Origin of the sequence: Pseudohoeflea suaedae (assembly GCF_004354915.1) — a bacterium.
Lineage (GTDB): Bacteria > Pseudomonadota > Alphaproteobacteria > Rhizobiales > Rhizobiaceae > Pseudohoeflea > Pseudohoeflea suaedae.
The window spans coordinates 1,208,555-1,232,494 of sequence record NZ_SMSI01000001.1; the positions used below are offsets into that span (position 1 = coordinate 1,208,555).

Sequence of the window (23,940 nt, forward strand, 5' to 3'; positions counted from 1 at the left end):
TTGACGGCGCGACCAATCGCGGGCGCCGTATCGACCAAAGAAGGAACTTCAAAATGATCAGACGTATCGCTATCGCTGCCGCCGCGCTTGCCGCAGCCACCGCTCCGGCCTTCGCGCACCTCAATCCAGCCGAGCACGGCTCGTTCGCCGCCGGTTTCTCCCATCCGCTTTTCGGGCTCGACCACATTCTGGTGATGGTTGCCGTCGGCCTGTGGGCCGCTTCGCTGGGCAAGACGGCGATGTTTTCCGTTCCGGCAGCATTCGTCGGCGCAATGGCAATCGGTTTCGCGGCCGCCATTCTGGGAATGCCGCTCCCCTTCGTCGAGCCGGTGGTCCTCTCATCGGTGATCTTCATCGGCCTGATGATCGCGCTGGCGCTGCCGTTCTCGACTGCGGGCATGGCGGCAAGCGTTGCCTTCTTCGCGGTCTTCCACGGCCATGCCCATGGCGGCGAGCTTGGTTCGGCAGGCGCGGTAAGCTTTGCGCTGGGCTTCATCGCAGCGACTGCCGCGCTTCATGCGGCCGGTATCGCCCTCGGTCTGGGACTTGGCCGTTTCGGCAACGCCGCCTTGACCCGCACCGCCGGTCTCGCCACCGCGGCCGCCGGCGTAGCGCTCGCGCTCGCCGCATGATGATTTGAATGAAACGAAGGGATGCGCCCATGATACCCGGTGAAGTTATCGTCAAGGACGGCGAAATCGAACTGAATGCGGGCGCGTCTCCCGTAACGCTCAAGGTCGCCAATACCGGGGATCGTCCGGTACAGGTCGGCAGCCACTATCATTTCTTCGAGACCAATGAAGCACTGTCGTTCGACCGCGAGAGCGCCAGGGGCATGCGGCTCGATATCGCGGCCGGCACGGCAGTGCGTTTCGAGCCGGGCCAGGAACGTGACGTCACGCTCGTTCCACTCGCCGGCAAGCGCGCGGTCTACGGTTTCCAGCAGAAAGTCATGGGCGCTCTCTGAATCCACCGGAGCCCTTTGGATTCCAGCAACGGTTCAAACGAAGAAGGAGAATATGGAATGTGCCACGTCTGCGTCATCAACAACGTGAAATCCTCGATGCTCTCGCGTCGTGACTTCTTCCGCAAATCGGCCGCTGCGGGCTTTGCCGCAACTGCGGCGGGCGCGGTCTCGGCGCGTCCGGCGCTGGCTCGGGCGAGCGGCAAGGTCGTCGATCTGACCCATGTCTTCGACGGCGATTTTCCCACTTTCGACGGCAAGCCCGGCATCCTCTACACCGAAAACGTCAATTTCGACCAATCAGGCTACCAGCTCTGGGAACTGACGATCTTCGAACATTCCGGCACGCATATCGACGCGCCGCTGCATTTTTCCAAGGACAACACCTCGGTCGCCGAGCTCGATCCGCAGAACCTCGTTTGCCCGCTCTGCATCGTCGACATCAAGGCGAAGGCCGCCGACGATGCGAATGCAATGGTCGAGCCTCAGGATATCGAGGCCTATGTGAGCGCCAATGGCGACATCCCCCAAGGCGCTTGCGTGGCGATGAATTCCGGTTGGGAAGCGAAGCTCGGGACGGAGTCCTATCGCACTGACGCGGAGGGCAATTTTGCCTTTCCGGGTTTCTCGAAGGCTGCGACCGATATGCTCATGGAGATGGGTGCGGGGTCGATCGGCGTCGACACGCTGTCGCTCGATCCGGGCAATTCGGCCGATTTCGCGGTCCACAATTCCTGGCTGCCCGCGGGACGTTTCGGCATCGAGAACCTCGCGAGCCTCGATGAGTTACCGGCCTCCGGCGCCACCCTTTTCGTGGGCGCGCCCAAGCATCGCGACGGCACCGGCGGGCCTGCCCGCGTCATGGCGGTGATCTAGTGGCGCGCCGGCAGAAGAGCCTCGCGTCATCGATGGTCCGTGCGAGTTTCGACATGGCCCGCATGGCGGCCGATGCGCAGTTCGTCATAGCCGCCAGGATGCTGGGAATGGCAACCGGTGTGGCGGCAAAGGGCGAGAACACCCGCATGGTCGCCGAAAAGCAGGCGGCCCTCGTCGAGGGCGCGATGAAAGCCGGAATGGCGGCGGCGACAGGCAAGTCGCAGAGGCAGATAGCCGATGCGGCCGTGGCCCCGGCCAAGCGAACGCTCGCCGCCAACAAGAAGCGCCTTGGTGGCGCCAAACGCAAGAGGACATCCAAATGATCCACCGTCTCGCCCACACCGTTCTGATTCCGGGCATCCTGGCCTTTCTGGTGATAGGCGCTGCCGCCGAGGAGGCGGACCAGGAACCGGAGGTCGACTGCGAAAACGCGGTGGCACAGGTCGAAATAAACTATTGCGCCGGCGAGGACCTTGCGAAGGCGGACGCGACCTTGAACGCGCTCTGGCCGGAGGTTGTCGCCAAGGCAAAGGCCTTCGACGCCGATCAGGGCACGATATATGCCGATCGCGGCGTGCCGAGTTCGTTTGAAGCGCTGCGCACGGCCCAGCGTGCCTGGATCGATTTTCGTGACCGGCAGTGCGAATACGAGGCTTACGAATATTTCGGCGGCACCATGCAGCCTGTTGCCGGCGTCATCTGCCAGACGCGACTGACCGAAGAGCGAAACGCCTATTTCCGCGAAATTCTGAGCGGCTCGAACTGACCAGGGGACCAACAAGATGCCAGCCAAGATAACCCGCTCGTCCTATGCCGCAATGTACGGTCCCACGACCGGCGACAAGCTGCGGCTGGCCGATACCGAACTCTTTATCGAGGTGGAAAAGGACTTCACCACCTATGGCGAGGAAGTGAAGTTCGGCGGCGGCAAGGTGATCCGCGACGGCATGGGGCAATCCCAGGTCACCCGCGCCGAAGGAGCGGTCGATACGGTGATCACCAACGCGCTGGTGGTCGACCACACCGGCATCTACAAGGCCGATATCGGGCTCAAGGACGGCCGCATCGCGGCAATCGGCAAGGCGGGCAATCCCGACACCCAGCCCAATGTCGACATCATCGTCGGTCCTGGAACGGAGGCGATCGCGGGCGAAGGCAAGATCCTGACCGCCGGCGGCTTCGACAGCCATATCCACTTCATCTGCCCGCAGCAGATCGAGGAAGCGCTGATGAGCGGGCTGACCACCATGCTCGGCGGCGGCACGGGGCCGGCGCATGGCACACTGGCGACCACCTGCACGCCCGGTCCCTGGCACATCGCCCGGATGATCGAGGCTGCGGACGCCTTTCCGATGAATATCGGCTTCTCCGGCAAGGGCAATGCGGCGCTCCCGGCCGCCATCGAGGAAATGGTGCTCGGCGGCGCCTGCGCGCTCAAGCTTCACGAGGACTGGGGGACCACGCCCGCAGCCATCGACTGTTGCCTGTCTGTCGCCGACCAGTTCGATGTCCAGGTGATGATCCACACCGATACGCTCAACGAGAGCGGCTTTGTCGAGAACACCGTCAGCGCCATCAATGGCCGCACCATCCACGCCTTCCACACGGAAGGGGCGGGCGGCGGCCACGCGCCGGACATCATCAAGGTCTGCGGGCTGCCGAATGTCATCCCGTCCTCGACCAACCCGACGCGGCCCTACACGCAGAACACCATCGCCGAGCATCTCGACATGCTGATGGTGTGTCACCATCTCGACGCCTCGATCCCCGAGGACATTGCCTTTGCCGAAAGCCGCATTCGCAAGGAGACGATCGCCGCCGAGGACATCCTTCACGACATGGGAGCGTTCTCGATCATTGCTTCGGACAGCCAGGCCATGGGGCGCGTCGGCGAGGTCATCATCCGCACCTGGCAGACCGCCGACAAGATGAAGCGCCAGCGCGGGAGCCTGCCGCAGGAAACGGGCGACAACGACAATTTCCGCGTCAAGCGCTACATCGCCAAATACACCATCAACCCGGCGATCGCGCAGGGCATGTCCCACGAGATCGGTTCGATCGAGGTCGGCAAGCGTGCCGATCTGGTCCTGTGGAACCCGGCCTTCTTCGGTGTGAAACCTGAAATGGTCCTGCTCGGTGGCATGATCGCGGCTGCTCCGATGGGCGATCCGAACGCCTCGATCCCGACCCCTCAGCCGATGCATTACCGCCCGATGTTCGGCGCCTACGGCAAGGCGCGCACCAACTCCTCCGTCACCTTCGTATCCGCTGCGGCGATCGAGGATGGGCTCGCCCACAAGCTGGGCACCGCCAAGAAGATGGTCGCGGTCGAAAACACCCGCGGCGGCATTTCCAAGTCGTCGATGCTGCTCAATGATGCCATGCCGGCGATCGAGGTGGATCCCGAAACCTACGAGGTCCGCGCCAATGGCGAGTTGCTGACCTGCGAACCCGCCACGGTCCTGCCCATGGCGCAGCGCTATTTCCTGTTTTAGGTGATGGGTTCATGACCGGCGGCCGGATATGACCGATCTCGTCTACCGGTTCCCCGACCGTGAATTCGCGGACTGGAAGGAGATAGCCCGGGGGTGGTTTGCCACGGACGCGCAAACTCTCGCCAGGACATTCCTGCCCGGGGCTTCTGGCGCCCGCGGAATGGCGCGTGCAGGAACGCGATGCCTGTCTGCGGAACCCATGTGCGATCCGCATGGCGGATGTTCGCGAAATGCGCTTGTTGCAGTGCAGCATGAGCGCCAGATTGAAGTGCAAGCTTCCAAAGGGATGAAGACATGACCAAGACGACTGCCAGAGCGGGCACTTTCGCCGGCGTACGACGTTTCTTCGATCACGCCGCCGATACGATCGCTTTCACCAAGGGCGCCATGGACATTTACCACACTCCGGATCACATATTCCGCGAGCGCGGCACCACCCGCGATCAGGCCATGCGCGATTACATCTCCCGCTTCTGAGACTGCAACCACGGCCAGGGCTCCGCGTTCTCCTTTTGTAATCTGAAAGGAGAATGAAAATGTCCGATATCCGCCTGAAACATGATGGATGGGTCGTCGTCGCAGATGGCTCGAAGGCCCTTTTCCTGCGCAACGAAGGGGATGAGAAGTTTCCTCATCTCGAGGTGTTTCGCGAGGAAGAGCAGGACAATCCTCCGACCCATGAACAGGGCACCCACAAGCCGGGGCGCATGCCGGGCGGCGGCAAGGGGCACCGTTCCGCCGTTGCCGATACGGACTGGCACCAGCTGGCCGAAGACCGCTTCGCCAAAGATCTCTCAAACATCCTCTATCGCCAGGCGCACAAGCAGAAGTTCAAGGATCTCGTTCTGATCGCCGCGCCTGCCGTGCTTGGCGAGATGCGTAAGGAACTTCACAAGGAAGTCTCCGACAGGATCATCGCCGAGATCGACAAGGATCTCACCAATCACCCGGTCGACAAGATCGAGCAGCTCGTTCTCGCCGACGACGCGGCATAGCGCGCAGCCGCAACCGCTCTCCCGGTCCTGCAACACCGGGAGAGCAGATTTTTCCCTTGCCCTGCCGAAACACTGTTGCCGCCCGGTCGATTGGCGGTAACATCGCATCCACGGTCAGTCGCAACAGCAGTGCGTTCAAAATGCTCCTCAAGGTTTCCGAAGTCCGCGCAAGCGCGGAAGGTCGTTTCGCCACCATCACGCTCGATGAAACCTCGCGTCACAGAAGGCGCATGCGCATGGTCACCGACCGGCTGGCGGATGGATCCTCGGTCGAGTTTCTGCTGGACCTTCCGGAAGCGCGGCTTCTGAAACAGGGGGAGGGGCTTGTTCTCTCCGATGGCCGCGTCATCGAGGTTCGCGCCGCGCCGGAACAACTGATGGAGGTTACCGCAAATGATGCGCGTCACCTGCTCGTGCTCGCCTGGCAGATCGGCAACCGGCACCTTCCCGCCGAGATAACGGCAACGACGATCCGCCTGCGCCGCGATCATGTGATCCGCACCATGCTCGAAGGTCTCGGCGCGACCGTTGCCGAGGTGACGGCAGCCTTCGATCCGGAGGGCGGCGCCTATGAGGCGCATGGGCACAGCCATGATCACGGCGGCCATGGCCGTCCGCACGGCGCCGGGCACGACCACGATCATCTCGGTATGTACGGGCGCCATGAGAGCGGCCACCGCCACGGCCACTCCGCCACGCACAGCGATTACGATGGCGATGGCCATGACGATTGACACGGCGGCGCTCGTCCGCCTGATGAGCTGGCTGTCACCCGCCTTCCCGGTCGGCGGCTTCAATTATTCGCATGGGCTGGAACAGGCTGTCGCCGCCGAACTCGTTTCGGACCGCGAGACGCTGAAATCGTGGCTCGATGCCCTGACGACGCGCGGTTCAGCGTGGAACGACCTCGTCCTGCTTGCCGAAGCCTGGCGACAGGCAGGTGAGGGCGGCGATCTCGCCGAAACGGCGCAGCTCGCCGAGGCGCTGGCCGGCTCCTCCGAGCGCCATCTCGAAACGATGAACCAGGGCAGCGCCTTTCTGGCCGCAGCCTCGGCATGGGGGCAGGGGATCGCCGCGGGGCTGGGACCGCGCGCTGCTCTGCCCGTCGCCGTGGGCGCCTGCGCCGCCCGTTCCGGACTGCCGCTCGAAGCCACACTGGCGGCCTATCTGCAGGCCTTTCTCTCCAATCAGGTTCAGGCAGCGCAGCGCCTCATGCCGATCGGGCAGACGGGCGGGATCGACGTGCTCTCGACGCTCGAACCGCTGATCGGCGAAATCGCTGCCCGCGCGAGCCGTTCGACCCTTGACGATCTCGGCTCCAGCACGCTCAATGCGGACATAGCCGCAATGCGGCACGAGACGATGCCGTCGCGGATTTTCGTTTCCTGAGCGCCGTCTCTCTGCCAGTCGAAGGAGTTTCCTCATGAGCGTGTCCAACGGTCCCCTGCGCGTCGGAATCGGAGGCCCGGTGGGATCGGGCAAGACGCACCTGACGGAGAAGCTCTGCAAGGCGATGAGCGGACGCTATTCGATCGCCGTCATCACCAACGACATCTATACGGAAGAAGATGCCGAGGCGCTGGTGCGCATGCAGGCGCTGCCGTCCGACCGGGTAAAGGGGGTGGAGACCGGCGGTTGCCCGCATACCGCCATCCGGGAGGATGCCTCGCTCAATCTTGCCGCGATCGCCGAAATGAATGCCCGGCATCCCGATCTCGACGTGATTTTCATCGAGTCCGGAGGCGACAATCTGGCCGCGACTTTCTCACCCGATCTCGCCGACATCACCCTCTACGTGATTTCCGTCTGCCAGGGCGAGGAAATCCCCCGCAAGGGCGGACCCGGCATCACGCGTTCGGATCTGCTGGTCATCAACAAGGCCGATCTCGCGCCCCATGTCGGCGTCGATCTGGCGGTGATGGATGGTGACGCCACGCGCCAGCGTGCCGGCCGGCCGCATCTCTTCACCGACATGCGCCGTGGTCACGGGGTGGAGGACGTCGTTGATTTTCTCGAAAGGAACGGTGGCCTGACCCCGCGCCTGGCGGCGGAATAGCGCTCAGTTCATCTGGAAGTCGGGAAGGCTCTCGAAGGCGAGCCTTAAGGCATCCGACCAGCCCTCGGAAATTCTCCGGTAATAGGTGTCGTCAGCCAGGAAGCGCTTTTCGAAGCCGCGTTTCAGCGTATCGCGCTCATACATCTGCATGTCGAGAGGCAGGCCGACGGAGAGGTTCGATTTCAGCGTGGAATCGAACGAGACGATCATCAGCTTGGTGGCTTCCTCGAAGCTCATGTCCTCGTTATAGGCGCGCACCAGGATCGGCTTGCCGTATTTGTGTTCGCCGATCTGGAAGAACGGATTGTCGCTCGTCGCCTCGATGAAGTTGCCTTCGGGGTAGATCAGGAACATGCGCGGCTGGCCCCCGGCGACCTGGCCGCCGAGTATGAATGTCGCCGAAAAGGTCGCCTCGCTCTGCAGTCCGCCGTCGGACGCCGTCTTGATGACGTCGCGCACCGTCTCGCCGATCAGCTGGGCGGCGGCAAACATCGAGGGCACTTCCATGATCGACGGATTGCGCTCGTTGGCGGCCTTCATGTGTTCCTCGATGAGGCTCACGACCGTCTGTGTGGTGGCGAGATTGCCGGCTGAAAGAAGCGTGATAAGCCGGTCGCCCGGCTTTTCCCACGTATACATCTTGCGAACGCTCGAGACGTTGTCGACACCTGCATTGGTCCGGGTGTCGGACATGAACATCAAACCGCTCTTGAGCCTGAGCCCCACGCAATAGGTCATTTCCCGCCAGTCCCCAGTAATGCGGATTCATCCTGCCGCCGGACGCCCACCACGAAATCACCCCACATGATCGGGCATGGACATTGCGCGTAGCTGATCGGCGTATCTGTACCGATTCCGCTATTTTTGGCTACAGAAATTGTCGGTGAGGCGAGGCGGCTGCCCTATTGCTCCACAGTGATGGAGACCGACAGGTTTTCGTTGGCCGCCCCCCAGCTGATGCCCGAAACCGGCGAAGCATCTGTGTAGTCGAACCCGTAGGCGACCTGCACGTAATTTTCGTCCGGCGACTTGTCGTTGGCCGGATCGAAACCCACCCAGCCAAGTCCGTCCACGAAGGCTTCCGCCCAGGCATGGCTTGCCACCTGCTCGCCGGTATCCTCCATGTGCAGGTAACCCGAAACGTAGCGTGCCGGGCAGCCGAGAAGCCGCGCGACGGCTATGAAGGCGTGGGAATGATCCTGGCAGACGCCGACACCTGCGGTGAAAGCATCCTCGGCCGTGGTCTGCGCAGTGGTCTGGCCCGGCTCGAACTTCATTTTCTGGTTGAGCGCGGACTTCGCCGCATGCAGCATGTCGAGCGTCGAGGCCTTCTCGAGCGAGCGCGCGAAATCCCTCAGCGACTTGCCGGGCTTGGTCAGCTGCGTCTCGCGCTCATACATCCACAACGGCATGTAAGCCGCGTGCGGACCCGAAATGCCGGATGTATCATAGGTTTCCACCGTGCCGCTTGCCACGATCCTGATCTTGTCCGGGCGTCCCGTGATCGAGACCAGCTCGACGAAATTGTCGAACTGGTCGGTATAGCTCGCCTCCACGTTCGCGCCTTCCACCTGCGACTGCCATTGCAGGACCTTCTGCATGCGACCGCTATGCGGCCGCAGCCGCAAGCGCTGGAGGGCGTAATTGACGGGGCTCGTATAGGTGTACTCCGTCACGTGGGAGATTTTCAGCAGCATGGCGATCAGGTCTGGTAAAACTGGTAGGCTTCCGAAATCTCGTTGCCTAGCCTGTTGTTCTGGCCGATGAAATCCTCGAGAAACTCGTGCAGGCCGTTGTCGACGATCTGCTGGATTTCGCGGCGATGTAGCATCGATTTGATGCCGGCGGCGGTATCGTGGGCATTGTGGCGGTCGCCGTATTCCCGCTCCAGATAGCCCAGATTGGAGACGATCTTCTCGTAGCAATAGGCGAGCGATCGCGGCATCTGGCCGTTGAGGATCAGGAAGTCCGCAATGTTCACCGGATTGTAGTCGGTATCATAGGCCCACGTATAGGACCGGTGGGCTGACACCGAACGAAGGATGGATTCCCACTGCACGTTGTCGAGCGAGGTGCCGACATAGGATGCGGCCGGCAGAAGCACGTAATATTTCACGTCGAGAATGCGCGCCGTGTTGTCCGCGCGTTCGATGAACGTGCCGATACGCGCGAAATTGTAGATCTCGTTTCTGAGCATCGTGCCGTGGAACGCCCCTCGGATGAGCCCGCAGCGCTGCTTGATGGAATCGATGATATTGGGAAGTTCAGCGGCCGGAACCTTGCGGCGCAACTGTTCCTTCATTTCCAGATAGCACTCGTTGGTCGCTTCCCAGGCTTCGCGGGTGAGACCCGTTCTGACCATGCGGCCGTTGTTGCGCGCCTGCTCGATCGTCTGCATGACGCTCGACGGATTGTCGCGGTCGCGCAGCAGGTAGTTCACCACGTCCGCCGACGTCACCTCGTCATAATTCGCCATGTAATGGGAAAACACCCCCGCGCTCTGCAGCACGGAACCCCATTCGTCGTCCTGACCCTGCATGCTCGTCAGCGACATGCGCAGACCCGCATCGATCAGGCGTGCGGTGTTCTCGGCCCGCTCGATAAAGCGGAACATCCAGTATAGCCCGTTGGCTGTCCGTCCCAGCATCTATCAGTCCTCCAGCACCCAGGTGTCTTTGGTGCCACCGCCCTGGCTCGAATTGACCACCAGCGACCCTTCCTTCAGCGCAACGCGCGTCAGTCCGCCCGGAATGATGCGGATCTCGTTGGAAACCAGGACGAACGGACGGAGGTCGACGTGCCGCGGCGCGATCCCCTTGTTGACGAGGATCGGAACGGTGGAGAGCGAAAGCGTCGGCTGGGCGATGTAATTGCCGGGCCTTGCTTCGAGCTTCTTGGCGAATTCCGCGCGTTCCTTCTTCGACGCCGCCGGGCCGACCAGCATGCCGTAGCCGCCAGAGCCGTGGACTTCCTTGACGACCAGTTCACCGAGATGTTCGAGCACATAGGCCAGGCTGTCGGGCTCCGAGCAGCGCCAGGTAGGCACGTTTTCCAGGATCGCCTTGCGGCCCGTATAGAATTCAACGATTTCCGGCATGTAGGAGTAGATCGCCTTGTCATCGGCAATGCCGGTGCCGGGAGCGTTCGCGATCGTGATGTTGCCGGCCCGGTAGACATCCATGATGCCCGGTACGCCGAGCGCGGAATCCGGGCGGAAGGTCAGCGGATCGAGGAAGTCGTCATCGACGCGGCGATAAAGCACGTCGATGGCCTCGTAGCCCTGTGTCGTGCGCATCGACACCTTGCCGTTGATCACTCTGAGATCGGATCCTTCGACGAGTTCGACACCCATCTGGTCGGCGAGATAGGCATGTTCGTAATAGGCGGAATTGTAGATGCCCGGCGTCATCACCGCGATCCTCGGCTTGCCCGTGCATCCTGGAGGGGCGAGCGCCTGCAGCGACTTGCGCAACAGCTTCGGGTAGTTTTCCACCGGCCGGACCCGGTTCTGGTAAAACAGCTCCGGGAACATCTGCATCATCGTTTCCCGGTTTTCCAGCATGTAGGAAACGCCCGAGGGAGTGCGCGCATTGTCCTCGAGAACATAGAACTGGTTCTCGCCGGTACGCACGATATCCGTGCCGATGATATGGGTATAAACCCCGCCCGGCGGACGCACGCCGATCATCTCGGGCAGGAAGGCTTCGTTCTTCTCGATCAGGTGACGGGGAATACGGCCGGCCTTGATGATTTCCTGCTTGTGATAGATGTCTTCGAGAAAGGCGTTGAGGGCCGCGACGCGCTGCTCGATCCCCTGCGCCAGCCGGCGCCATTCCGCACCGGAAATGATCCGCGGCACGATGTCGAACGGGATCAGCCGCTCGGCGGAATCTTCCTGGCCGTAGACAGCGAAGGTGATACCCGTCCGCCTGAAAATGCGTTCCGCGTCGCGCGATTTCTTGATGAGTTCGGATGATTCCTGGTTCGCGTACCAGTCGAAATATTTCTTGTATGGATCGCGCGGCTCACTGTCTGAAATCAGCATCTCATCGAATGGCAAAGTGTGTCCCCTTGTTTTTCTTCATATGAACGTACGGCAAGAAATAAAGCAAGCATGGCATGGCAATTGCTACTGGAGGCGTTTCTGTGGCGCCTTGGTCGCCAATCGCCGGAAAACTGGGAGAATCGCGATGCTGAACGCGCAGGCTGCCCTTGCTTGTCCGCCGCGCCGGCTTTAACGGGACAGTAAAACAACGACGCATTTCCCTTAAGGTTCCTCCCATGCGGCTAGAACGCCTTGCGCCCGCCCTGTTCGTGCTGCTCTGGTCAACGGGTTGGATCGTTGCGAAATACGCGGCGCCCCATGCCGATCCGCTGACGTTTCTCGATATTCGCTTCGCTTCCGCCGCCCTTGTGCTCCTGGTTTTCGTAGCGCTCAGCGGTGCCTCGCTGCCGAAGACGCCGGCCGGTTGGTGTCATGCGATCATTTCGGGCGTCTTTCTTCACGGGATCTATCTCGGCGGTGTGTGGTGGGCGATCTCGCAGGGCCTGCCGTCCTCGGTTTCCGGCCTCATCGCCGCGCTCCAGCCATTGCTGACTGCCGCCATCGCGCCGATTGCGATCGGCGAGCGTTTGCGGGGTAGTCAGTTTCTGGGTATCGCTCTCGGGTTCGGCGGTCTGGCGATAGCCATCCTGCCGGGATTGCTGGCGCTCGATGCGGACGAATTGCGCAGCGAGATCCTGCCCCTCTTCATCAACGTCGCGGCGATGTTCTCGGTGGTCATCGGCACGCTCTACCAGAAGCGGCACTTGCAGGAGGGCGACCTGCGCTCGATTGCCATGCTGCAATATGTCGGCGCGCTTCTCTTTACCGTGCCGCTGACGTTCCTCATCGAGGACATGCGCGTCGACTTCAATCTCGAATTCGTCATTGCGCTCGCCTGGTCGGTTTTCGGCCTCTCGATCGTTTCGATCGCGCTGCTTCTCTACCTGATCCGTCGAGGTCAGGTCAGCCGCGCCGCTTCGCTGATCTATCTCGTCCCGCCGGCCGTCGCGATCCAGAGCTGGCTCTATTTCGACGAACCGCTTACCGCGCCCATGATGGCAGGTACTGTCGTGGTCGTGATCGGCGTGTGGCTGACCAACCGGCCTACGCGGCTCGTCACGTGAACGGCAGTGCATATCTGGAATTCTCGAAATATTTTGCCCGCCACAATCATGGTTAACGCTTTCTTGATTCTTGGCTGTCACCTTCGGGGCAAATCGACGCGGAACAGGGCGTGGAGAAGAGGGTGTCCGACGGTTACGAAAGCAATAATGCGCTAGACGAGGCATGTGCAGCTATCGGGCGTGATCCCAATCCAGCTTACGTAAAAGACTCCGAACTGCGATATGTCGCGGTAAACGATGCCTATGCCGCCCTGTGGGATATCTCGCCTGCCGCGCTTGTCGGCCAGCAGAGCCACCAGCATTTCGAAGCCAGCGAACATGCCGATCGCGACGAGAAGGAGCGCCGCAGCCTCGTCTTCGGCAAGGAGCAAGTCGCCCTTTTCACCCACCCGCTGAACAACCAGTGCTACCGCATTCTGATCGAAAGACTTCGTGACCCGGACGGCAAACCCTTTGTTTGCGGGCATTTCGAGCCTGTCTCTGGCGCACGTCACGACGATACTTCCGTTCAGGCCGGCACGCGGTCACGCCCCGCACAGGTGTCGGTTCAAGCCGACGATCCGGATGCGGCGGCGGGCAATGATCATCTCTTGCTGAAATCCGCCATCGAACAGGCCGGTATCCCGATGGCGGTCGAGGATGACAGGGGCAGGCTGGTTGCGGCCAGCGCCTCCTATCTGGGATATCGCGGTACCTTCACCGAAACGGACCTCCCGCTGGGCGGGCGGCTGCTTAAAGGCAAGGCATCCGCGGAAGAAGGCGACGGCAAGCCGGCCACGCTCGCTTCCGTCGCGCGCGCGGTCGAGGGCGTGAATGCGCGTCTGCACGAGGCGCTCGACAAGATCGATGTCGGTATCGTGCTCTACGGGCCGGACGACAAGTACATCTATGCCAACCCGGCATTGCTCAAGCTGATCGGCGATACCTACGAAATGAAGCCGGGCATGAGCCGCAGGGAAATACTGCAGGCGGCCTGGGAAAGCCAGAACATCCCCGAGGATCGCGACGAGTGGGTGAAGTCGCGCATGGGCAGCCACCATGCCTATGGCGAGGTCTTCATCGACAAGCTCGGCAATGGCCGCTGGCTCAGGATGGTCAACCAGAAGCTCGCCGACGGATCGACACTCGGCCTTCGCCTGGATGTCACGGAGCTCGTTGAGCGTGAGCAGGCACTGACCCGAAAGGAAACGGAAAACGGCTTGTATCGCGCGGTTCTCGAAGAACTGCCGATCCCGTCCTTCATCAAGGACGAGGACAGCAAGTTCGTTTTCGTCAACCGTGCTTTCGCCGAATTCGCCAAGACCCCGGCGGAAACGCTGATCGGCGATGACGGCGCCAAGGTTCTGGCCAAGCCGCGAGAGCCGGTCATGGAGACCGATATCGAGGTGCTCGAGACCGGTGAGCCGATGGAACTCGAGGTTCACATCCCGGACGACGAAGGTCGCGAACTGACCTATCTGACCCGCAAGGCGCGCTTTACCGCCGTGAGCGGTGAGAAGTACCTTTTGTGCTCGACGGTCAACGTCACCAACATGAAGGATCGCGAGAACGAGCTTCGTCTGGCGCGCGAGACGGCTGAATCCGCTGCGGGCATGCTCGGTCTGGCGACCGGCGCCATGGTGCAGGGCATGGTCATCGTGGTCGATGGCAAGGTATCTTTCACCAATGCCAAGTTCCGTGAGCTTCTCGACGTTCCCGGAGAGGTCGTGAAGCCGGGGCTCGAGTACCGCGACTTCGTCCAATATTGCGCCGATCGGGGCGATTTCGATTCCATGGGCCGCGAAGCGACGACGAAGATGATCATCGAGGCGGCGGAAGACCGCCGCTCCTACGAGACCGAACGGTGTCTGCCCAACGGCACCTGGGTCAAGATCCATTCGCAGGCGACCGAGAACAACACGCTTGTGATCACCTACACCGATATCACGGACGCCAAGAACCGTGAGGCCCGTCTGGGCGAACTGCTTGTGAAGGCGGAAGCCGCCGACCGCGCCAAATCCGAGTTCCTGGCAAACATGAGCCACGAGATACGCACGCCGATGAACGGTGTCCTGGGCATGGCCGAACTGCTGGCGCGCACCCAGCTCGACAGCCGCCAGAAGACGTTTACCGACATCATCGCCAAATCCGGCAATGCGCTGCTGACGATCATCAACGACATTCTGGATTTCTCCAAGATCGATGCAGGCCAGCTCGTTCTCGAAAACGCCCCCTTCGATCTGCGCGAGACCGTCGAGGACGTTGCGGCCCTCGTCTCCGCCCGCGCAATGGAGAAGGATGTCGAGCTCATCGTTCGTGCCGATCCCGTACTCGATGCGCGCGTTGCAGGCGATGTCGGCCGCATGCGCCAGGTGCTGACCAATATCGTCGGCAATGCCGTGAAGTTTACGGAAAGCGGCCACGTCCTCGTCGAGCTCGACGGCAAACCGGTATCTGCCGACCGCCTGGCCCTGACCATTCGTGTCGAAGACACCGGTATCGGTATTCCCGAGGATAAGCTCGATACGGTGTTCGAGAAATTCTCGCAGGTCGACGCCTCGTCCACCCGCCGCCACGAGGGAACCGGGCTGGGACTTGCGATCACCGCGCGCCTGCTCGACATGATGGGCGGTTCAATCAGTGTCGAAAGCACGCACGGCGAGGGCTCGGTTTTCACGGTGCGTCTGGAGATGTCGCGCGATACCGATTACGTCCCCGTCGACCGGCCGCAGATCGACATCAAGGGCGCACGGATTCTCGTCATCGACGACAACGCGGTCAATCGCGAGATCCTGACCGAACAGCTCGCGGCATGGGGCCTTGATGGCTGCGCGGCCAGCTCCGGCGACGAAGGTGAGCACGTGCTCGAGGTTGCCCGCCGTTTCGGCATGCATGTCGATGCCCTGATCCTCGATTACCAGATGCCGGAGCGCAATGGCGCCGAAGTTGCCCGTTCGATCCGTGCAAAATATCCGGCCGACGAACTGCCCATATTGATGCTCACCTCGATGGACATCCGCAGTGCCGAGCCGGATTTTGCCGCTCTCGACGTCCAGGCCACCTTGATGAAGCCGGCGCGCTCCGCCTTGCTTCTGGAGACCCTTGTCGACGCCATCCGGACGGGCGCTTCAAGCGGCAAGTTCAGCGTGACGGCCAAGGCGGATGGCGCCGCCGCTGAAATGACCGGGGAACTCTCCGCGCTTGTCGAGATAGAAGCGCCTTCGCTCGTGCCAGAAGATGACTTCGTGGGTGAGGTCGATCAGCCCCGCCCGGAGGAAGCCGCGCCCGCGTCGCCGCAAGACTGGCTCGATGAGATGAATGCAGGGCAGGGCGCTGAAGACGAGATCGAGGCGCCCCTCCGGAAGATCGTGGCGAAACCGTCCTCGGGCAATGGAACAGTCGATATCCTGGTCGCGGAGGACAACGAGGTGAACCAGATCGTCTTCACCCAGATCCTCGAGCAGATGGGGGCCAACTATCTTCTGGTCTCCGACGGTGCGCAGGCAGTCGCCGCATGGCGCGAGCACCGCCCGTCGATCGTCCTGATGGACGTATCGATGCCGGTGATGAACGGCTACCGCGCGACCGGGACTATCCGTGAGATCGAGCAGGCCGACCGGTCACTGGGCCATACCCCGATCATCGGCGTGACTGCGCATGCGCTTCCCGGTGACCGCGAACGCTGCATCGATGCAGGAATGGACGACTATCTTTCCAAGCCGATCAGCCCGGAAAAGCTGGACACCAAGGTTCGCCAATGGCTGCCGCTGGCAATTTCAGAGCGGCTCATCTCCGAAGGCTAGGTTTCAGCCGAGACGACCCGCGCACATTTCCCGCTTGCCGGAGAAGCCGGGCTGCTTGGTCACGATGAAACCCGCGGCAGCGAGATTGCGGCGCACCCAGCCGGCGGAGGTGTAGGTCGCAAAGGTGCCGCCCGGCTGCGTGTGCCGTGCGATCTCCGCCATCAATTCCGCCGACCACATGTCAGGATTGCGCGATGGCGCGAAGCCGTCGAGATACCAGGCATCCGCCAGTCCGGTCCAATCGGCTATCCTGTCTTCTGCAGCGCCGACGCAGATGGTGAGCGAAACGGTTCCGAATACGAGCGTGATATCGGCCTCGGGGCCCGTTTCCGGCCAGGCCCGCGCAAGCGCGTCGGCTTCCCCGGCGACTTCCGGCCAGACTGACAGTGCACGCGTGATATCCGTCCGCGTCATCGGATAACGCTCGAAACTGACGAAACGAAGCGATGCCGGGGCGTCAAGCAGCTTCCAATGCCGCCATGTCTCGACGAAGTTCAGACCGGTCCCGAAACCTGTCTCGCCGATCGTGAATTCGCTTGTGTCCGGCCAGCGGTCAGGCAGGCGGTTTCCCGCGATGAAGACGTGGGCGCATTCCTGCCGCCCGTCGGCCCGGGAGTAAAAATGGTCGCCAAAAAGCGGCGAATAGGGCATATCGCCCTCATGCCATTCGATGCCGAACGGGGCAGCCCCGTCCTTCTTTCCGGAATTCTCGCTCATGCCGCAAGCCGATAACCAGCTTGCGCCCGGCGGTCAATCGACCGCCGACCTCGTCGTCATCGGCGGCGGGGTTGCGGGACTGTGGACGTCACTCAAGGCCTTGCGTGCCGGTCTCTCCGTCATCCTCGTCGAAAAGTCGGGGCTGGCGGCGGGCGCCAGCGGTGGTTTCATGGGTGCGCTCATGCCGCACATGCCGGAGCGCTGGGATGACAAGAAGCAGTTCCAGTACGAGGCTCTCTGTGCGCTTGAGAGCGAAGCCGCGCGGCTTGAAGACGAAACCGGTCTGCCTGTCCATTATCGCCGCGTGGGGCGCCTGACCCCCTTGTTCTCGGAGCGCCAGAGGATGCAGGCGGAAGCCCGGATCGAGGCGGCAAGGCCGGTCTGGAACGGGCGCTTTGCCTACAGTCTCCCGGCGCTCGAGGACCATGCCGCATGGCTCGACCCCGACGCGGCGCCGTTCGGAGCGGTTTATGACGATCTGTCCGCCCGCGTTTCGCCTTCTCATCTGCTCGGCGCCCTGGACGCGGCATCCTCCGCCAACGCGCAATTCCGGATGGTGAAGGGTGAAGCGGCAGCCATCGATAGCGACGTCGCATCTCTTGAACTGACTGATGGTTCGGTCGTTTCCTTCGGCAATCTGGTCATCGCCGCGGGCCTCGGCGCATTTCCGTTGATCGAGAGCCTGACAGGCTGTCCAGGCGGTTCGCTCGGCAATCCGGTCAAGGGGCAGGCGGCGTTGTTCGCAGTCAAATCTCTTCCCGCGCTGGCCGATGACCTGCCGGTCATTTTCGGCGACGGCACCTATGTGATCGCCCATGGCGATGGAACGCTTGCGGTTGGCGCGACGAGCGAGACGGAATTTCTCGACCCTTTCACGACGGATGAGAAGCTCGATGCGGTGATGGAAAAGGCCAGACGTCTCTCGCCGGCCTTGGCAAACGCCAGGCTGGTAGAGCGCTGGGCCAATCTCCGGCCCCGTCCGGCAGGGCGTGACCCGATGCTCGGCCAAGTGCCCGGCTGCCCGAACGTGTATGCCGTCGCCGGTGGCTACAAGATTACCTTCGGCATCGCCCATTACATGGCGGATGCGGTACTGGCTTCGATAACCGGAGGCCATGGGCCTGCCATTCCGCCAACATTCCTGCCCGAGGCCCATATCGCGAAATCGAAATCGCGGCTTGCCAAAAACCATGCCTGAAGTCATTGGCCGCACTCGACTTTATGCCGTGCGCTGCTAGTCTCGCCTGGTATTGAGGCAGGGACATTTCATGACGAACGACACTTATCCGCGCGATCTTGTCGGCTATGGCCGCGAGGTCCCCTTCGCAGATTGGCCGAACGGCGCACATCTCGCCGTTCAGTTTGTGCTCAACTACGAGGAAGGCGGCGAAAGCAATATCCTCGATGGCGACCCCGCATCGGAATCGCTGCTGTCGGAGATCGTCGGCGCGCAGCCATGGCCGGGGCAGCGCAATCTCAACATGGAATCGATCTATGAATACGGTTCGCGCGCCGGCTTCTGGCGGCTGTGGCGGATGTTCACCGAGCGCAACATGACGCTGACCGTCTACGGTGTGGCACTCGCCATGGCGCGCAATCCCGAAGCCGTGGCGGCCATGAAGGAAGCCGACTGGGAAATCGCCAGTCACGGTCTGCGCTGGCTGGAGTACAAGGACTTCGCCGAGGAGGAAGAGCGCCGTCACATCGCCGAATGCGTGCGCCTCCATACCGAGGCCACCGGCTCGCGTCCGCTCGGCATCTATCAGGGCAAGCCCTCCGCCAATACGCTGAAACTGGTGATGGAAGAGGGCGGCTTCGTCTATTCGGCCGATTCCTACGCCGATGAACTGCCCTATTACGTTGACGGTCCAAACGGGCCGCATCTGATCGTGCCCTATACGCTCGACGCCAACGACATGCGCTTTGCCACTCCACAGGGTTTCAACTCGGGCGACCAGTTCTACGCCTATCTCAAGGACAGTTTCGACGTGCTGATGGCCGAAGGGGCCGCAGGCAGCCCCAAGATGATGTCGATCGGCCTTCACTGCCGTCTGGTCGGACGTCCCGGCCGCGCGGCTGCCCTTGCGCGTTTCCTCGATTATGTGGCGTCGCATGACAAGGCATGGGTCTGCCGCCGCATCGATATCGCCAATCACTGGCTCACCCGGCACCCGCCGAAATAGCCGATCTCGATTGTGAACAACCGGAATGCCTGCGTGAATTCGGTAGCCTGATGAGGCTACAGCTTTGCATGTGAAGGTGAAACGGCCCAGACGGAGACCAGCCATGACCCGAGAGGAATTTGTCGAGCAGTTCGGCGGCGTGTTCGAACACTCGCCCTGGATCGCCGAACGTGCCTGGGATCACGATCGCATCGATGACCCCTTGACGAGTGTCGGCGTCCACGAAGCCATGTGCGCGGAATTTAGGACCGCAAGCCGCAAGGCGCGTACGGAGGTGCTGCGGGCGCACCCGGACCTGGCCGGACGCCTGGCGCTCGCAAACCAGCTCACCGCCTCGTCCAGGGCAGAGCAGGCCGGCGCCGGTCTCGACCGGCTGACGCCCGAAGAGCTGGAACGGTTCACCGAGCTCAATCAGCGCTACATGGAAAAATTCGGATTTCCCTTCATCATCGCGGTCAGGGGGCATGACAAGACCTCCATCCTCGAAGCTTTCGAGGAGCGCGTGACCCATTCCGAGGACGACGAGTTCGACGTCGCCTGCGGCCAGGTCGAGCGCATCGCCGGGTTCCGTATCGCCGACATGATCAAGGGAGACGCTGCGTGACGGCCCTCGTCTGCGAACCCATCGGCAGGGAGGTATTCGCGCCTTTCGGCGAGGTGATGACCATCGAGGGCGCCGAACTGCGCATGATCAATGGCGGCACGACCGAACGCTTTCATGCACTGGCGACGGCCGATACCGAAACGGAGGACGGCAGGACTATCGTCTCGCTGTTTCGCGGGCAACCACGCCGGTTTCCGTACCGGGTCGGCATGATGGAGCGACACCCGCTCGGCAGTCAGGCCTTTTTCCCTGTCACGGGCGGGGACTGGATCGCGGTCGTGGCCGGCGACGAGAGCGGCAGACCCGGCGCGCCGCGCGCCTTTGTCGTCCCGGGCAATGTCGGCCTGCAATATGGTCGGAATGTCTGGCACCATCCGCTGATCGCCGTCGGTAGGGTGAGCGACTTTCTGGTCGTGGACCGCGAAGGACCGGGCAACAATCTGGAAGAGGCCGATTATCCGGCCCCCTATATTCTGACAGCACCGTGAGGGAGACTGACATGACGAACGTCAAGCAGGGCGAAGGCCGCCTGACCACCCACGTTCTCGACACCGCGAGCGGCCAGCCCGCGTCGGGCATGCAGATCGAGCTTTTTCGTCTGGAGAACGGCGAATGGGTCTCGATCCGGTCGGTTGTGACCAACTATGATGGCCGCGTGGACGGCGCATTGCTGCTCGGCATGGAAATGCGTGCGGGCACCTACCGCCTGGTATTCCATGCTGGCGATTATTTCCGCGAGAACGGCGTAACACTACCGGATCCGGCTTTTCTCGACGTCATCCCGATCCGCTTCGGGATCGCCGATTCACAGAGCCACTATCACGTGCCGCTGCTCGTCTCGCCCTACAGCTATTCCACCTATCGTGGCAGCTGAGGCAGGTTCGACTGAAATTTCATGGCCAGAAAAAGCAAAAGCCGCGTGGCAGTACATCCGTGCACACGCGACCCTAAACAATCCGAAGACTGCTGCTGAAGAACAGCTTGCAACAGCTTGGTTAACAAATGGTTAAGACGGTTTCGTGACAGAAGGTGATTAGTTCGGCTGAAGCTTCGCCGGCTCAGGCCGCCCGATGTCCGACCGTCACCTTCACGCCTCGCTGAAGCGTATTGGCGACCATGCAGGTCTGTTCCGCCCTTGCGACGAGTTCGGCAGTGTCGCCGCCGTCCTTGCGGGTGCAGTGAACGGAAAGATGCGCTTCCTGTGTGACGAGCGGCTCGCCGCCGAGTTTCACCGTAACCGTGACTTCCAGCGTATCGACCTCGATCCCGAGGGATTCGGCGGCAAAACGCAGGCTGTTGCAGAAGCAGCCGCCCATGGCGAGGGCGAGCATTTGTGCGCCGCTGAAGCCGAGCCCGGAGCCGCCGGCCTTGCCTTCGTGCCGATCGATGACGACGGTATGGCCGCCGGCCCAACCCATGGCCGCTCCCGTTCCCGGAACATTGCGCAGCTCGACCGTGGTTTCCATGATGTGCCTCTCCTGCCTTGCGGTTCGTCAGCGCCGGTCGGGATGCGAGGCGCGGCCCGCGACATAGACCTCGCGGATGGAACGGTCGTCGCCCATGGTCTGCAGGAGGAACAGTTCCTCCTCGAGGGATCCCACCGTTTCCTTTCGAATGGCCATTGTCGGGGTGGATCCGGAATCCAGGACGATGAGATCGGCATCGGTTCCTGCGGCCAGCGTGCCGATCCGCTTTTCGAGCCCCAGGGCTTCGGCATTGCCGCGCGTCGCCCACCAGAAGCTTTCGATGGGGGAGAGGCGGTTCTTCTGCAATTGCTGGATCTTGTAGGCTTCGTCGAGCGTGCGCAGCATGGAATAGCTCGTGCCGCCGCCGATATCCGTGGCGACCGCGACCCGCACATTGTGGGCATCGATCCGCTTGAGGTCGAAAAGCCCGGAACCCAGGAAGAGGTTCGACGTGGGGCAGTGCACGGCAATCGAACCGGCTTCGGCGATCGCGCCCATTTCACGGTCCGAGAGGTGGATGGCGTGCCCCAGAAGCGTCTTTCTGCCCAGCAGTCCGTAGTGGGCGTAGATGTCGGTATAGTCCTTCGCCTCGGGATAGAGCTTCATCGTGAGCTCGATCTCGGCATCGTTCTCCGACAGATGCGTCTGGATGTGCAGGTCAGGGAATTCCCCGGCCAGCGTCTGCGCCATTTCCAACTGTTCCGGCGTCGAGGTGATCGCGAAGCGTGGCGTGATCGCCACCAGCGAACGGCCGCGGCCATGCCAGCGCGAGATGAGCTTCTTGGTGTCCTCGTAGCTGCTCTCGGGCGTGTCGGTGAGCTTGCCCGGCGCATTGCGGTCCATCATCACCTTGCCGCCGATCATCATCAGCTTGCGCTGGCAGGCGGTTTCGAAGAAGGCGTCCGCAGACGCCGGGTGGACCGAACAGAAGGCCGAGGCGGTCGTGGTGCCGTGCCGCAGCAATTCGTCGAAGAACAGCCCTGCGAAACGCTCCGCATGTTCCCTGCCGGCGAAGCGTTGCTCCTCGACGAAGGTGTAGGTGTTGAGCCATTCGAGCAGGCTCGCCGCGTAGGAGGAGACGACCTGCATCTGCGGGAAATGGATATGCGGGTCGATGAAGCCCGGCATGATCAGATGCGGCCGGTGATCGATGACCTCGATATCGTCAGCCGCTTCGCCCCTGATGTCCTGGAAGGTGCCGCAGGAAGCGATCCGTCCCTCCGCTATCAGCAGCGCGCCGTCTTCCTCGTAGAAATAGCTTGCGGTGTCGGCCCGGTCGGCGGGACGCGATACGAACGACAGAAGCCGTCCGCGAAGTATCTTGGCCGTCATTGTGCCTCGCCCGAAACTGCGGATTCGTACCAGGCGACGATCAGCCGGCGTTCCTCGCCGGAAATCATCGTGATGTTGCCTGGCGGCATGGCGTGGGCGCGGCCGGCCTGGAGGTAGATTTCTCGGGCATGCATGGCAATCTCGTTCGGCGTTTCCAGTTTCACGTTTTTCGGCGCGCGGTGAATGCCTTCCCAGACGGGTTCTGCGGCATGACACATCGAGCACCGGCTTGTCACTGTTTCCGTGATGGCATCGAAATGGGCGTTCTCTGCAAAGCGGGTGAACCCCGCGGGCAGTGCTGCCGCCTCGGCGTCTTCATTGACCGGTGCCTGGATGGTCGACAGCCACATGATGCAGATGAACAGGATCGCGGTCGCAAGCCAGGTCCAGTACGGGCTGCCCCGCCGCGCGTGCCGCGTGTTGAACCAGTGCCTTATCGTCACGCCCATCAGGAAGACCAGGCTCGCGATCACCCAGTTGTACTGAGACGCGAATGCCAGCGGATAATGGTTCGACAGCATCAGGAAGAGGACCGGCAGGGTGAGGTAGTTGTTGTGGGTCGAGCGCTGTTTGGCGATCTTGCCGTATTTGGGGTCCGGTGTGCGTCCGGCGATCAGGTCGGCGACCACGATCTTCTGGTTCGGTATGATGATATGGGCGACATTGGCGGTCATGATCGTGGCGGTAAAGGCACCCAGATGCAGCAGCGCGGCGCGACCGGTGAACACCTGATTGTAGCCCCAGGCCATGCCGACCAGGATGGCGAACAGGACCAGCATCAACCCGTTCGTATGCTCGCCGATGGGCGATTTACAGAGCAGATCGTAGACGACCCAGCCGAGGGCGATCGAGCCGAAGGAGATGGCGATCGCGGCCCAGACCGGCAGTTCCATCTTTTCGGGGTCTATGAGAAAGAGCTCCGCTCCGGCGTAATAGACAACACAGAGCATCGCGAAGCCGGACAGCCAGGTGGCATAGGATTCCCATTTGAACCAGGTCAGGTGCTCGGGCATCTCCTTGGGCGCCACCAGATATTTCTGGATATGGTAGAAGCCGCCGCCATGGACCTGCCATTCCTCGCCATGGGCCCCTTCGGGCAGGTCGGGGCGCTGTCTCAATCCCAGATCGAGCGCGATGAAATAGAATGACGAGCCGATCCATGCGATCGCGGTGATCACATGCAGCCAACGGACGGCGAAGGCCATCCATTCCCAGGCAATCGCAAACTCGTACATCCGTAATACCCCCAAAGTCCTTGTCATAATCGAAGTGCGTCCGGACACCCCTCCGACCGCTAATAT

General features: G+C 61.9%; 26 protein-coding genes. 18 read left to right on the forward strand and 8 right to left on the reverse strand.

The genetic code is table 11. The features are described 5' to 3' along the window. Positions 1-53 precede the first annotated feature (53 nt). The 11 genes from E2A64_RS05635 (at position 54) to ureG (ending at position 7,386) form a co-directional block, all read left to right on the forward strand. Positions 54-632, forward strand: a complete 579-nt coding sequence (locus tag E2A64_RS05635) for a HupE/UreJ family protein (protein WP_133283415.1) — start codon at positions 54-56, stop codon at positions 630-632. Between the two features lie 29 nt (positions 633-661). Next, positions 662-967, forward strand: a complete 306-nt coding sequence (locus tag E2A64_RS05640) for an urease subunit beta (protein WP_133283416.1) — start codon at positions 662-664, stop codon at positions 965-967. Between the two features lie 57 nt (positions 968-1,024). Further along, the gene (locus E2A64_RS05645) at positions 1,025-1,840 is read left to right on the forward strand and encodes a cyclase family protein (protein WP_133283417.1); all 816 of its coding nucleotides are present in this window, start codon (positions 1,025-1,027) and stop codon (positions 1,838-1,840) included. Further along, positions 1,840-2,163 (forward strand): antifreeze protein, encoded by a 324-nt coding sequence (locus tag E2A64_RS05650; RefSeq protein ID WP_133283418.1) that lies wholly within the window; start codon positions 1,840-1,842, stop codon positions 2,161-2,163. Before E2A64_RS05645 ends, E2A64_RS05650 begins: the two co-directional genes overlap by 1 nt. Then, positions 2,160-2,606: a lysozyme inhibitor LprI family protein gene (locus E2A64_RS05655; RefSeq protein WP_133283419.1), complete on the forward strand. Its 447-nt coding sequence runs from the start codon at positions 2,160-2,162 to the stop codon at positions 2,604-2,606. Before E2A64_RS05650 ends, E2A64_RS05655 begins: the two co-directional genes overlap by 4 nt. Positions 2,607-2,622: 16 nt before the next feature. Then, positions 2,623-4,335: an urease subunit alpha gene (ureC, locus tag E2A64_RS05660; protein ID WP_133283420.1), complete on the forward strand. Its 1,713-nt coding sequence runs from the start codon at positions 2,623-2,625 to the stop codon at positions 4,333-4,335. Positions 4,336-4,629: 294 nt separating this feature from the next. Further along, on the forward strand, positions 4,630-4,812 hold the full coding sequence (locus E2A64_RS05665) for a hypothetical protein (RefSeq protein WP_133283421.1): 183 nt from the start codon (positions 4,630-4,632) through the stop codon (positions 4,810-4,812). A gap of 59 nt (positions 4,813-4,871) precedes the next feature. Continuing rightward, positions 4,872-5,330, forward strand: coding sequence for a host attachment family protein (locus tag E2A64_RS05670; RefSeq protein ID WP_133283422.1), 459 nt, complete (start codon positions 4,872-4,874; stop codon positions 5,328-5,330). 140 nt (positions 5,331-5,470) lie between these two features. Beyond that, positions 5,471-6,064 (forward strand): urease accessory protein UreE, encoded by a 594-nt coding sequence (locus E2A64_RS05675; protein ID WP_133283423.1) that lies wholly within the window; start codon positions 5,471-5,473, stop codon positions 6,062-6,064. Beyond that, positions 6,048-6,719: an urease accessory protein UreF gene (locus tag E2A64_RS05680; RefSeq protein ID WP_244598158.1), complete on the forward strand. Its 672-nt coding sequence runs from the start codon at positions 6,048-6,050 to the stop codon at positions 6,717-6,719. Before E2A64_RS05675 ends, E2A64_RS05680 begins: the two co-directional genes overlap by 17 nt. 34 nt (positions 6,720-6,753) lie before the next feature. Then, positions 6,754-7,386 (forward strand): urease accessory protein UreG, encoded by a 633-nt coding sequence (ureG, locus tag E2A64_RS05685; protein WP_133283425.1) that lies wholly within the window; start codon positions 6,754-6,756, stop codon positions 7,384-7,386. A 3-nt stretch (positions 7,387-7,389) separates the two neighbouring features. On the opposite strand, the gene E2A64_RS05690 is transcribed toward ureG, so the two are convergent. From E2A64_RS05690 to E2A64_RS05705, 4 genes are all read right to left on the reverse strand, one after another. Further along, on the reverse strand, positions 7,390-8,124 hold the full coding sequence (locus tag E2A64_RS05690; protein WP_133283426.1) for a proteasome-type protease: 735 nt from the start codon (positions 8,122-8,124) through the stop codon (positions 7,390-7,392). A gap of 164 nt (positions 8,125-8,288) precedes the next feature. Continuing rightward, on the reverse strand, positions 8,289-9,083 hold the full coding sequence (locus E2A64_RS05695) for a transglutaminase family protein (RefSeq protein ID WP_133283427.1): 795 nt from the start codon (positions 9,081-9,083) through the stop codon (positions 8,289-8,291). A gap of 5 nt (positions 9,084-9,088) precedes the next feature. Further along, the gene (locus tag E2A64_RS05700) at positions 9,089-10,033 is read right to left on the reverse strand and encodes an alpha-E domain-containing protein (RefSeq protein WP_133283428.1); all 945 of its coding nucleotides are present in this window, start codon (positions 10,031-10,033) and stop codon (positions 9,089-9,091) included. A 3-nt stretch (positions 10,034-10,036) separates the two neighbouring features. Further along, positions 10,037-11,431, reverse strand: a complete 1,395-nt coding sequence (locus E2A64_RS05705) for a circularly permuted type 2 ATP-grasp protein (protein ID WP_174235773.1) — start codon at positions 11,429-11,431, stop codon at positions 10,037-10,039. 236 nt (positions 11,432-11,667) lie between these two features. Here E2A64_RS05705 and E2A64_RS05710 point away from each other — a divergent pair, with 236 nt between their 5' ends. Then, a complete protein-coding gene (locus E2A64_RS05710; RefSeq protein ID WP_133283430.1) occupies positions 11,668-12,555 on the forward strand; it encodes a DMT family transporter in 888 nt (295 codons plus the stop codon). A 122-nt stretch (positions 12,556-12,677) separates the two neighbouring features. Beyond that, positions 12,678-16,337, forward strand: coding sequence for a response regulator (locus E2A64_RS05715; RefSeq protein WP_133283431.1), 3,660 nt, complete (start codon positions 12,678-12,680; stop codon positions 16,335-16,337). Positions 16,338-16,340: 3 nt separating this feature from the next. Here the strand turns inward: E2A64_RS05715 and mnmC2 are convergent, their stop codons facing one another. After that, positions 16,341-17,054 (reverse strand): tRNA (5-methylaminomethyl-2-thiouridine)(34)-methyltransferase MnmC2, encoded by a 714-nt coding sequence (gene mnmC2 / locus E2A64_RS05720; protein WP_133283432.1) that lies wholly within the window; start codon positions 17,052-17,054, stop codon positions 16,341-16,343. Here mnmC2 and E2A64_RS05725 point away from each other — a divergent pair. From E2A64_RS05725 to uraH, 5 genes are all read left to right on the forward strand, one after another. After that, positions 17,053-18,252, forward strand: coding sequence for an NAD(P)/FAD-dependent oxidoreductase (locus E2A64_RS05725; RefSeq protein ID WP_158285695.1), 1,200 nt, complete (start codon positions 17,053-17,055; stop codon positions 18,250-18,252). The two genes, mnmC2 and E2A64_RS05725, sit on opposite strands and share 2 nt — an antisense overlap. A 70-nt stretch (positions 18,253-18,322) precedes the next feature. Next, the gene (puuE, locus tag E2A64_RS05730) at positions 18,323-19,237 is read left to right on the forward strand and encodes an allantoinase PuuE (protein WP_133283434.1); all 915 of its coding nucleotides are present in this window, start codon (positions 18,323-18,325) and stop codon (positions 19,235-19,237) included. 103 nt (positions 19,238-19,340) lie between these two features. After that, a complete protein-coding gene (uraD, locus tag E2A64_RS05735) occupies positions 19,341-19,841 on the forward strand; it encodes a 2-oxo-4-hydroxy-4-carboxy-5-ureidoimidazoline decarboxylase (RefSeq protein WP_133283435.1) in 501 nt (166 codons plus the stop codon). Further along, positions 19,838-20,329: an ureidoglycolate lyase gene (locus tag E2A64_RS05740; protein WP_133283436.1), complete on the forward strand. Its 492-nt coding sequence runs from the start codon at positions 19,838-19,840 to the stop codon at positions 20,327-20,329. Before uraD ends, E2A64_RS05740 begins: the two co-directional genes overlap by 4 nt. An 11-nt stretch (positions 20,330-20,340) precedes the next feature. Further along, on the forward strand, positions 20,341-20,715 hold the full coding sequence (gene uraH, locus E2A64_RS05745) for a hydroxyisourate hydrolase (protein ID WP_133283437.1): 375 nt from the start codon (positions 20,341-20,343) through the stop codon (positions 20,713-20,715). A gap of 184 nt (positions 20,716-20,899) precedes the next feature. On the opposite strand, the gene E2A64_RS05750 is transcribed toward uraH, so the two are convergent. The 3 genes from E2A64_RS05750 to E2A64_RS05760 are packed head-to-tail and all read right to left on the reverse strand — an operon-like array spanning position 20,900 to position 23,874. Beyond that, positions 20,900-21,307 (reverse strand): OsmC family protein, encoded by a 408-nt coding sequence (locus tag E2A64_RS05750; RefSeq protein ID WP_342210781.1) that lies wholly within the window; start codon positions 21,305-21,307, stop codon positions 20,900-20,902. 27 nt (positions 21,308-21,334) lie between these two features. After that, positions 21,335-22,639, reverse strand: a complete 1,305-nt coding sequence (guaD, locus tag E2A64_RS05755; RefSeq protein ID WP_133283439.1) for a guanine deaminase — start codon at positions 22,637-22,639, stop codon at positions 21,335-21,337. Further along, a complete protein-coding gene (locus tag E2A64_RS05760; protein ID WP_133283440.1) occupies positions 22,636-23,874 on the reverse strand; it encodes a urate hydroxylase PuuD in 1,239 nt (412 codons plus the stop codon). The genes guaD and E2A64_RS05760 overlap by 4 nt, the downstream gene beginning before the upstream one ends. Positions 23,875-23,940 lie beyond the last annotated feature (66 nt).

Coding starts and splice junctions, on each gene's coding strand:
- E2A64_RS05635 (WP_133283415.1), top strand. CDS start 54: ATGATCAGACGTATCGCTATCGCTGCCGCCGCGCTTGCCGCAGCCACC.
- E2A64_RS05640 (WP_133283416.1), top strand. CDS start 662: ATGATACCCGGTGAAGTTATCGTCAAGGACGGCGAAATCGAACTGAAT.
- E2A64_RS05645 (WP_133283417.1), top strand. CDS start 1,025: ATGTGCCACGTCTGCGTCATCAACAACGTGAAATCCTCGATGCTCTCG.
- E2A64_RS05655 (WP_133283419.1), top strand. CDS start 2,160: ATGATCCACCGTCTCGCCCACACCGTTCTGATTCCGGGCATCCTGGCC.
- ureC (WP_133283420.1), top strand. CDS start 2,623: ATGCCAGCCAAGATAACCCGCTCGTCCTATGCCGCAATGTACGGTCCC.
- E2A64_RS05665 (WP_133283421.1), top strand. CDS start 4,630: ATGACCAAGACGACTGCCAGAGCGGGCACTTTCGCCGGCGTACGACGT.
- E2A64_RS05670 (WP_133283422.1), top strand. CDS start 4,872: ATGTCCGATATCCGCCTGAAACATGATGGATGGGTCGTCGTCGCAGAT.
- E2A64_RS05675 (WP_133283423.1), top strand. CDS start 5,471: ATGCTCCTCAAGGTTTCCGAAGTCCGCGCAAGCGCGGAAGGTCGTTTC.
- E2A64_RS05680 (WP_244598158.1), top strand. CDS start 6,048: ATGGCCATGACGATTGACACGGCGGCGCTCGTCCGCCTGATGAGCTGG.
- ureG (WP_133283425.1), top strand. CDS start 6,754: ATGAGCGTGTCCAACGGTCCCCTGCGCGTCGGAATCGGAGGCCCGGTG.
- E2A64_RS05690 (WP_133283426.1), bottom strand. CDS start 8,124: ATGACCTATTGCGTGGGGCTCAGGCTCAAGAGCGGTTTGATGTTCATG.
- E2A64_RS05695 (WP_133283427.1), bottom strand. CDS start 9,083: ATGCTGCTGAAAATCTCCCACGTGACGGAGTACACCTATACGAGCCCC.
- E2A64_RS05700 (WP_133283428.1), bottom strand. CDS start 10,033: ATGCTGGGACGGACAGCCAACGGGCTATACTGGATGTTCCGCTTTATC.
- E2A64_RS05705 (WP_174235773.1), bottom strand. CDS start 11,431: ATGCTGATTTCAGACAGTGAGCCGCGCGATCCATACAAGAAATATTTC.
- E2A64_RS05710 (WP_133283430.1), top strand. CDS start 11,668: ATGCGGCTAGAACGCCTTGCGCCCGCCCTGTTCGTGCTGCTCTGGTCA.
- E2A64_RS05725 (WP_158285695.1), top strand. CDS start 17,053: ATGCCGCAAGCCGATAACCAGCTTGCGCCCGGCGGTCAATCGACCGCC.
- mnmC2 (WP_133283432.1), bottom strand. CDS start 17,054: ATGAGCGAGAATTCCGGAAAGAAGGACGGGGCTGCCCCGTTCGGCATC.
- puuE (WP_133283434.1), top strand. CDS start 18,323: ATGACGAACGACACTTATCCGCGCGATCTTGTCGGCTATGGCCGCGAG.
- uraD (WP_133283435.1), top strand. CDS start 19,341: ATGACCCGAGAGGAATTTGTCGAGCAGTTCGGCGGCGTGTTCGAACAC.
- uraH (WP_133283437.1), top strand. CDS start 20,341: ATGACGAACGTCAAGCAGGGCGAAGGCCGCCTGACCACCCACGTTCTC.
- E2A64_RS05750 (WP_342210781.1), bottom strand. CDS start 21,307: ATGGAAACCACGGTCGAGCTGCGCAATGTTCCGGGAACGGGAGCGGCC.
- guaD (WP_133283439.1), bottom strand. CDS start 22,639: ATGACGGCCAAGATACTTCGCGGACGGCTTCTGTCGTTCGTATCGCGT.
- E2A64_RS05760 (WP_133283440.1), bottom strand. CDS start 23,874: ATGTACGAGTTTGCGATTGCCTGGGAATGGATGGCCTTCGCCGTCCGT.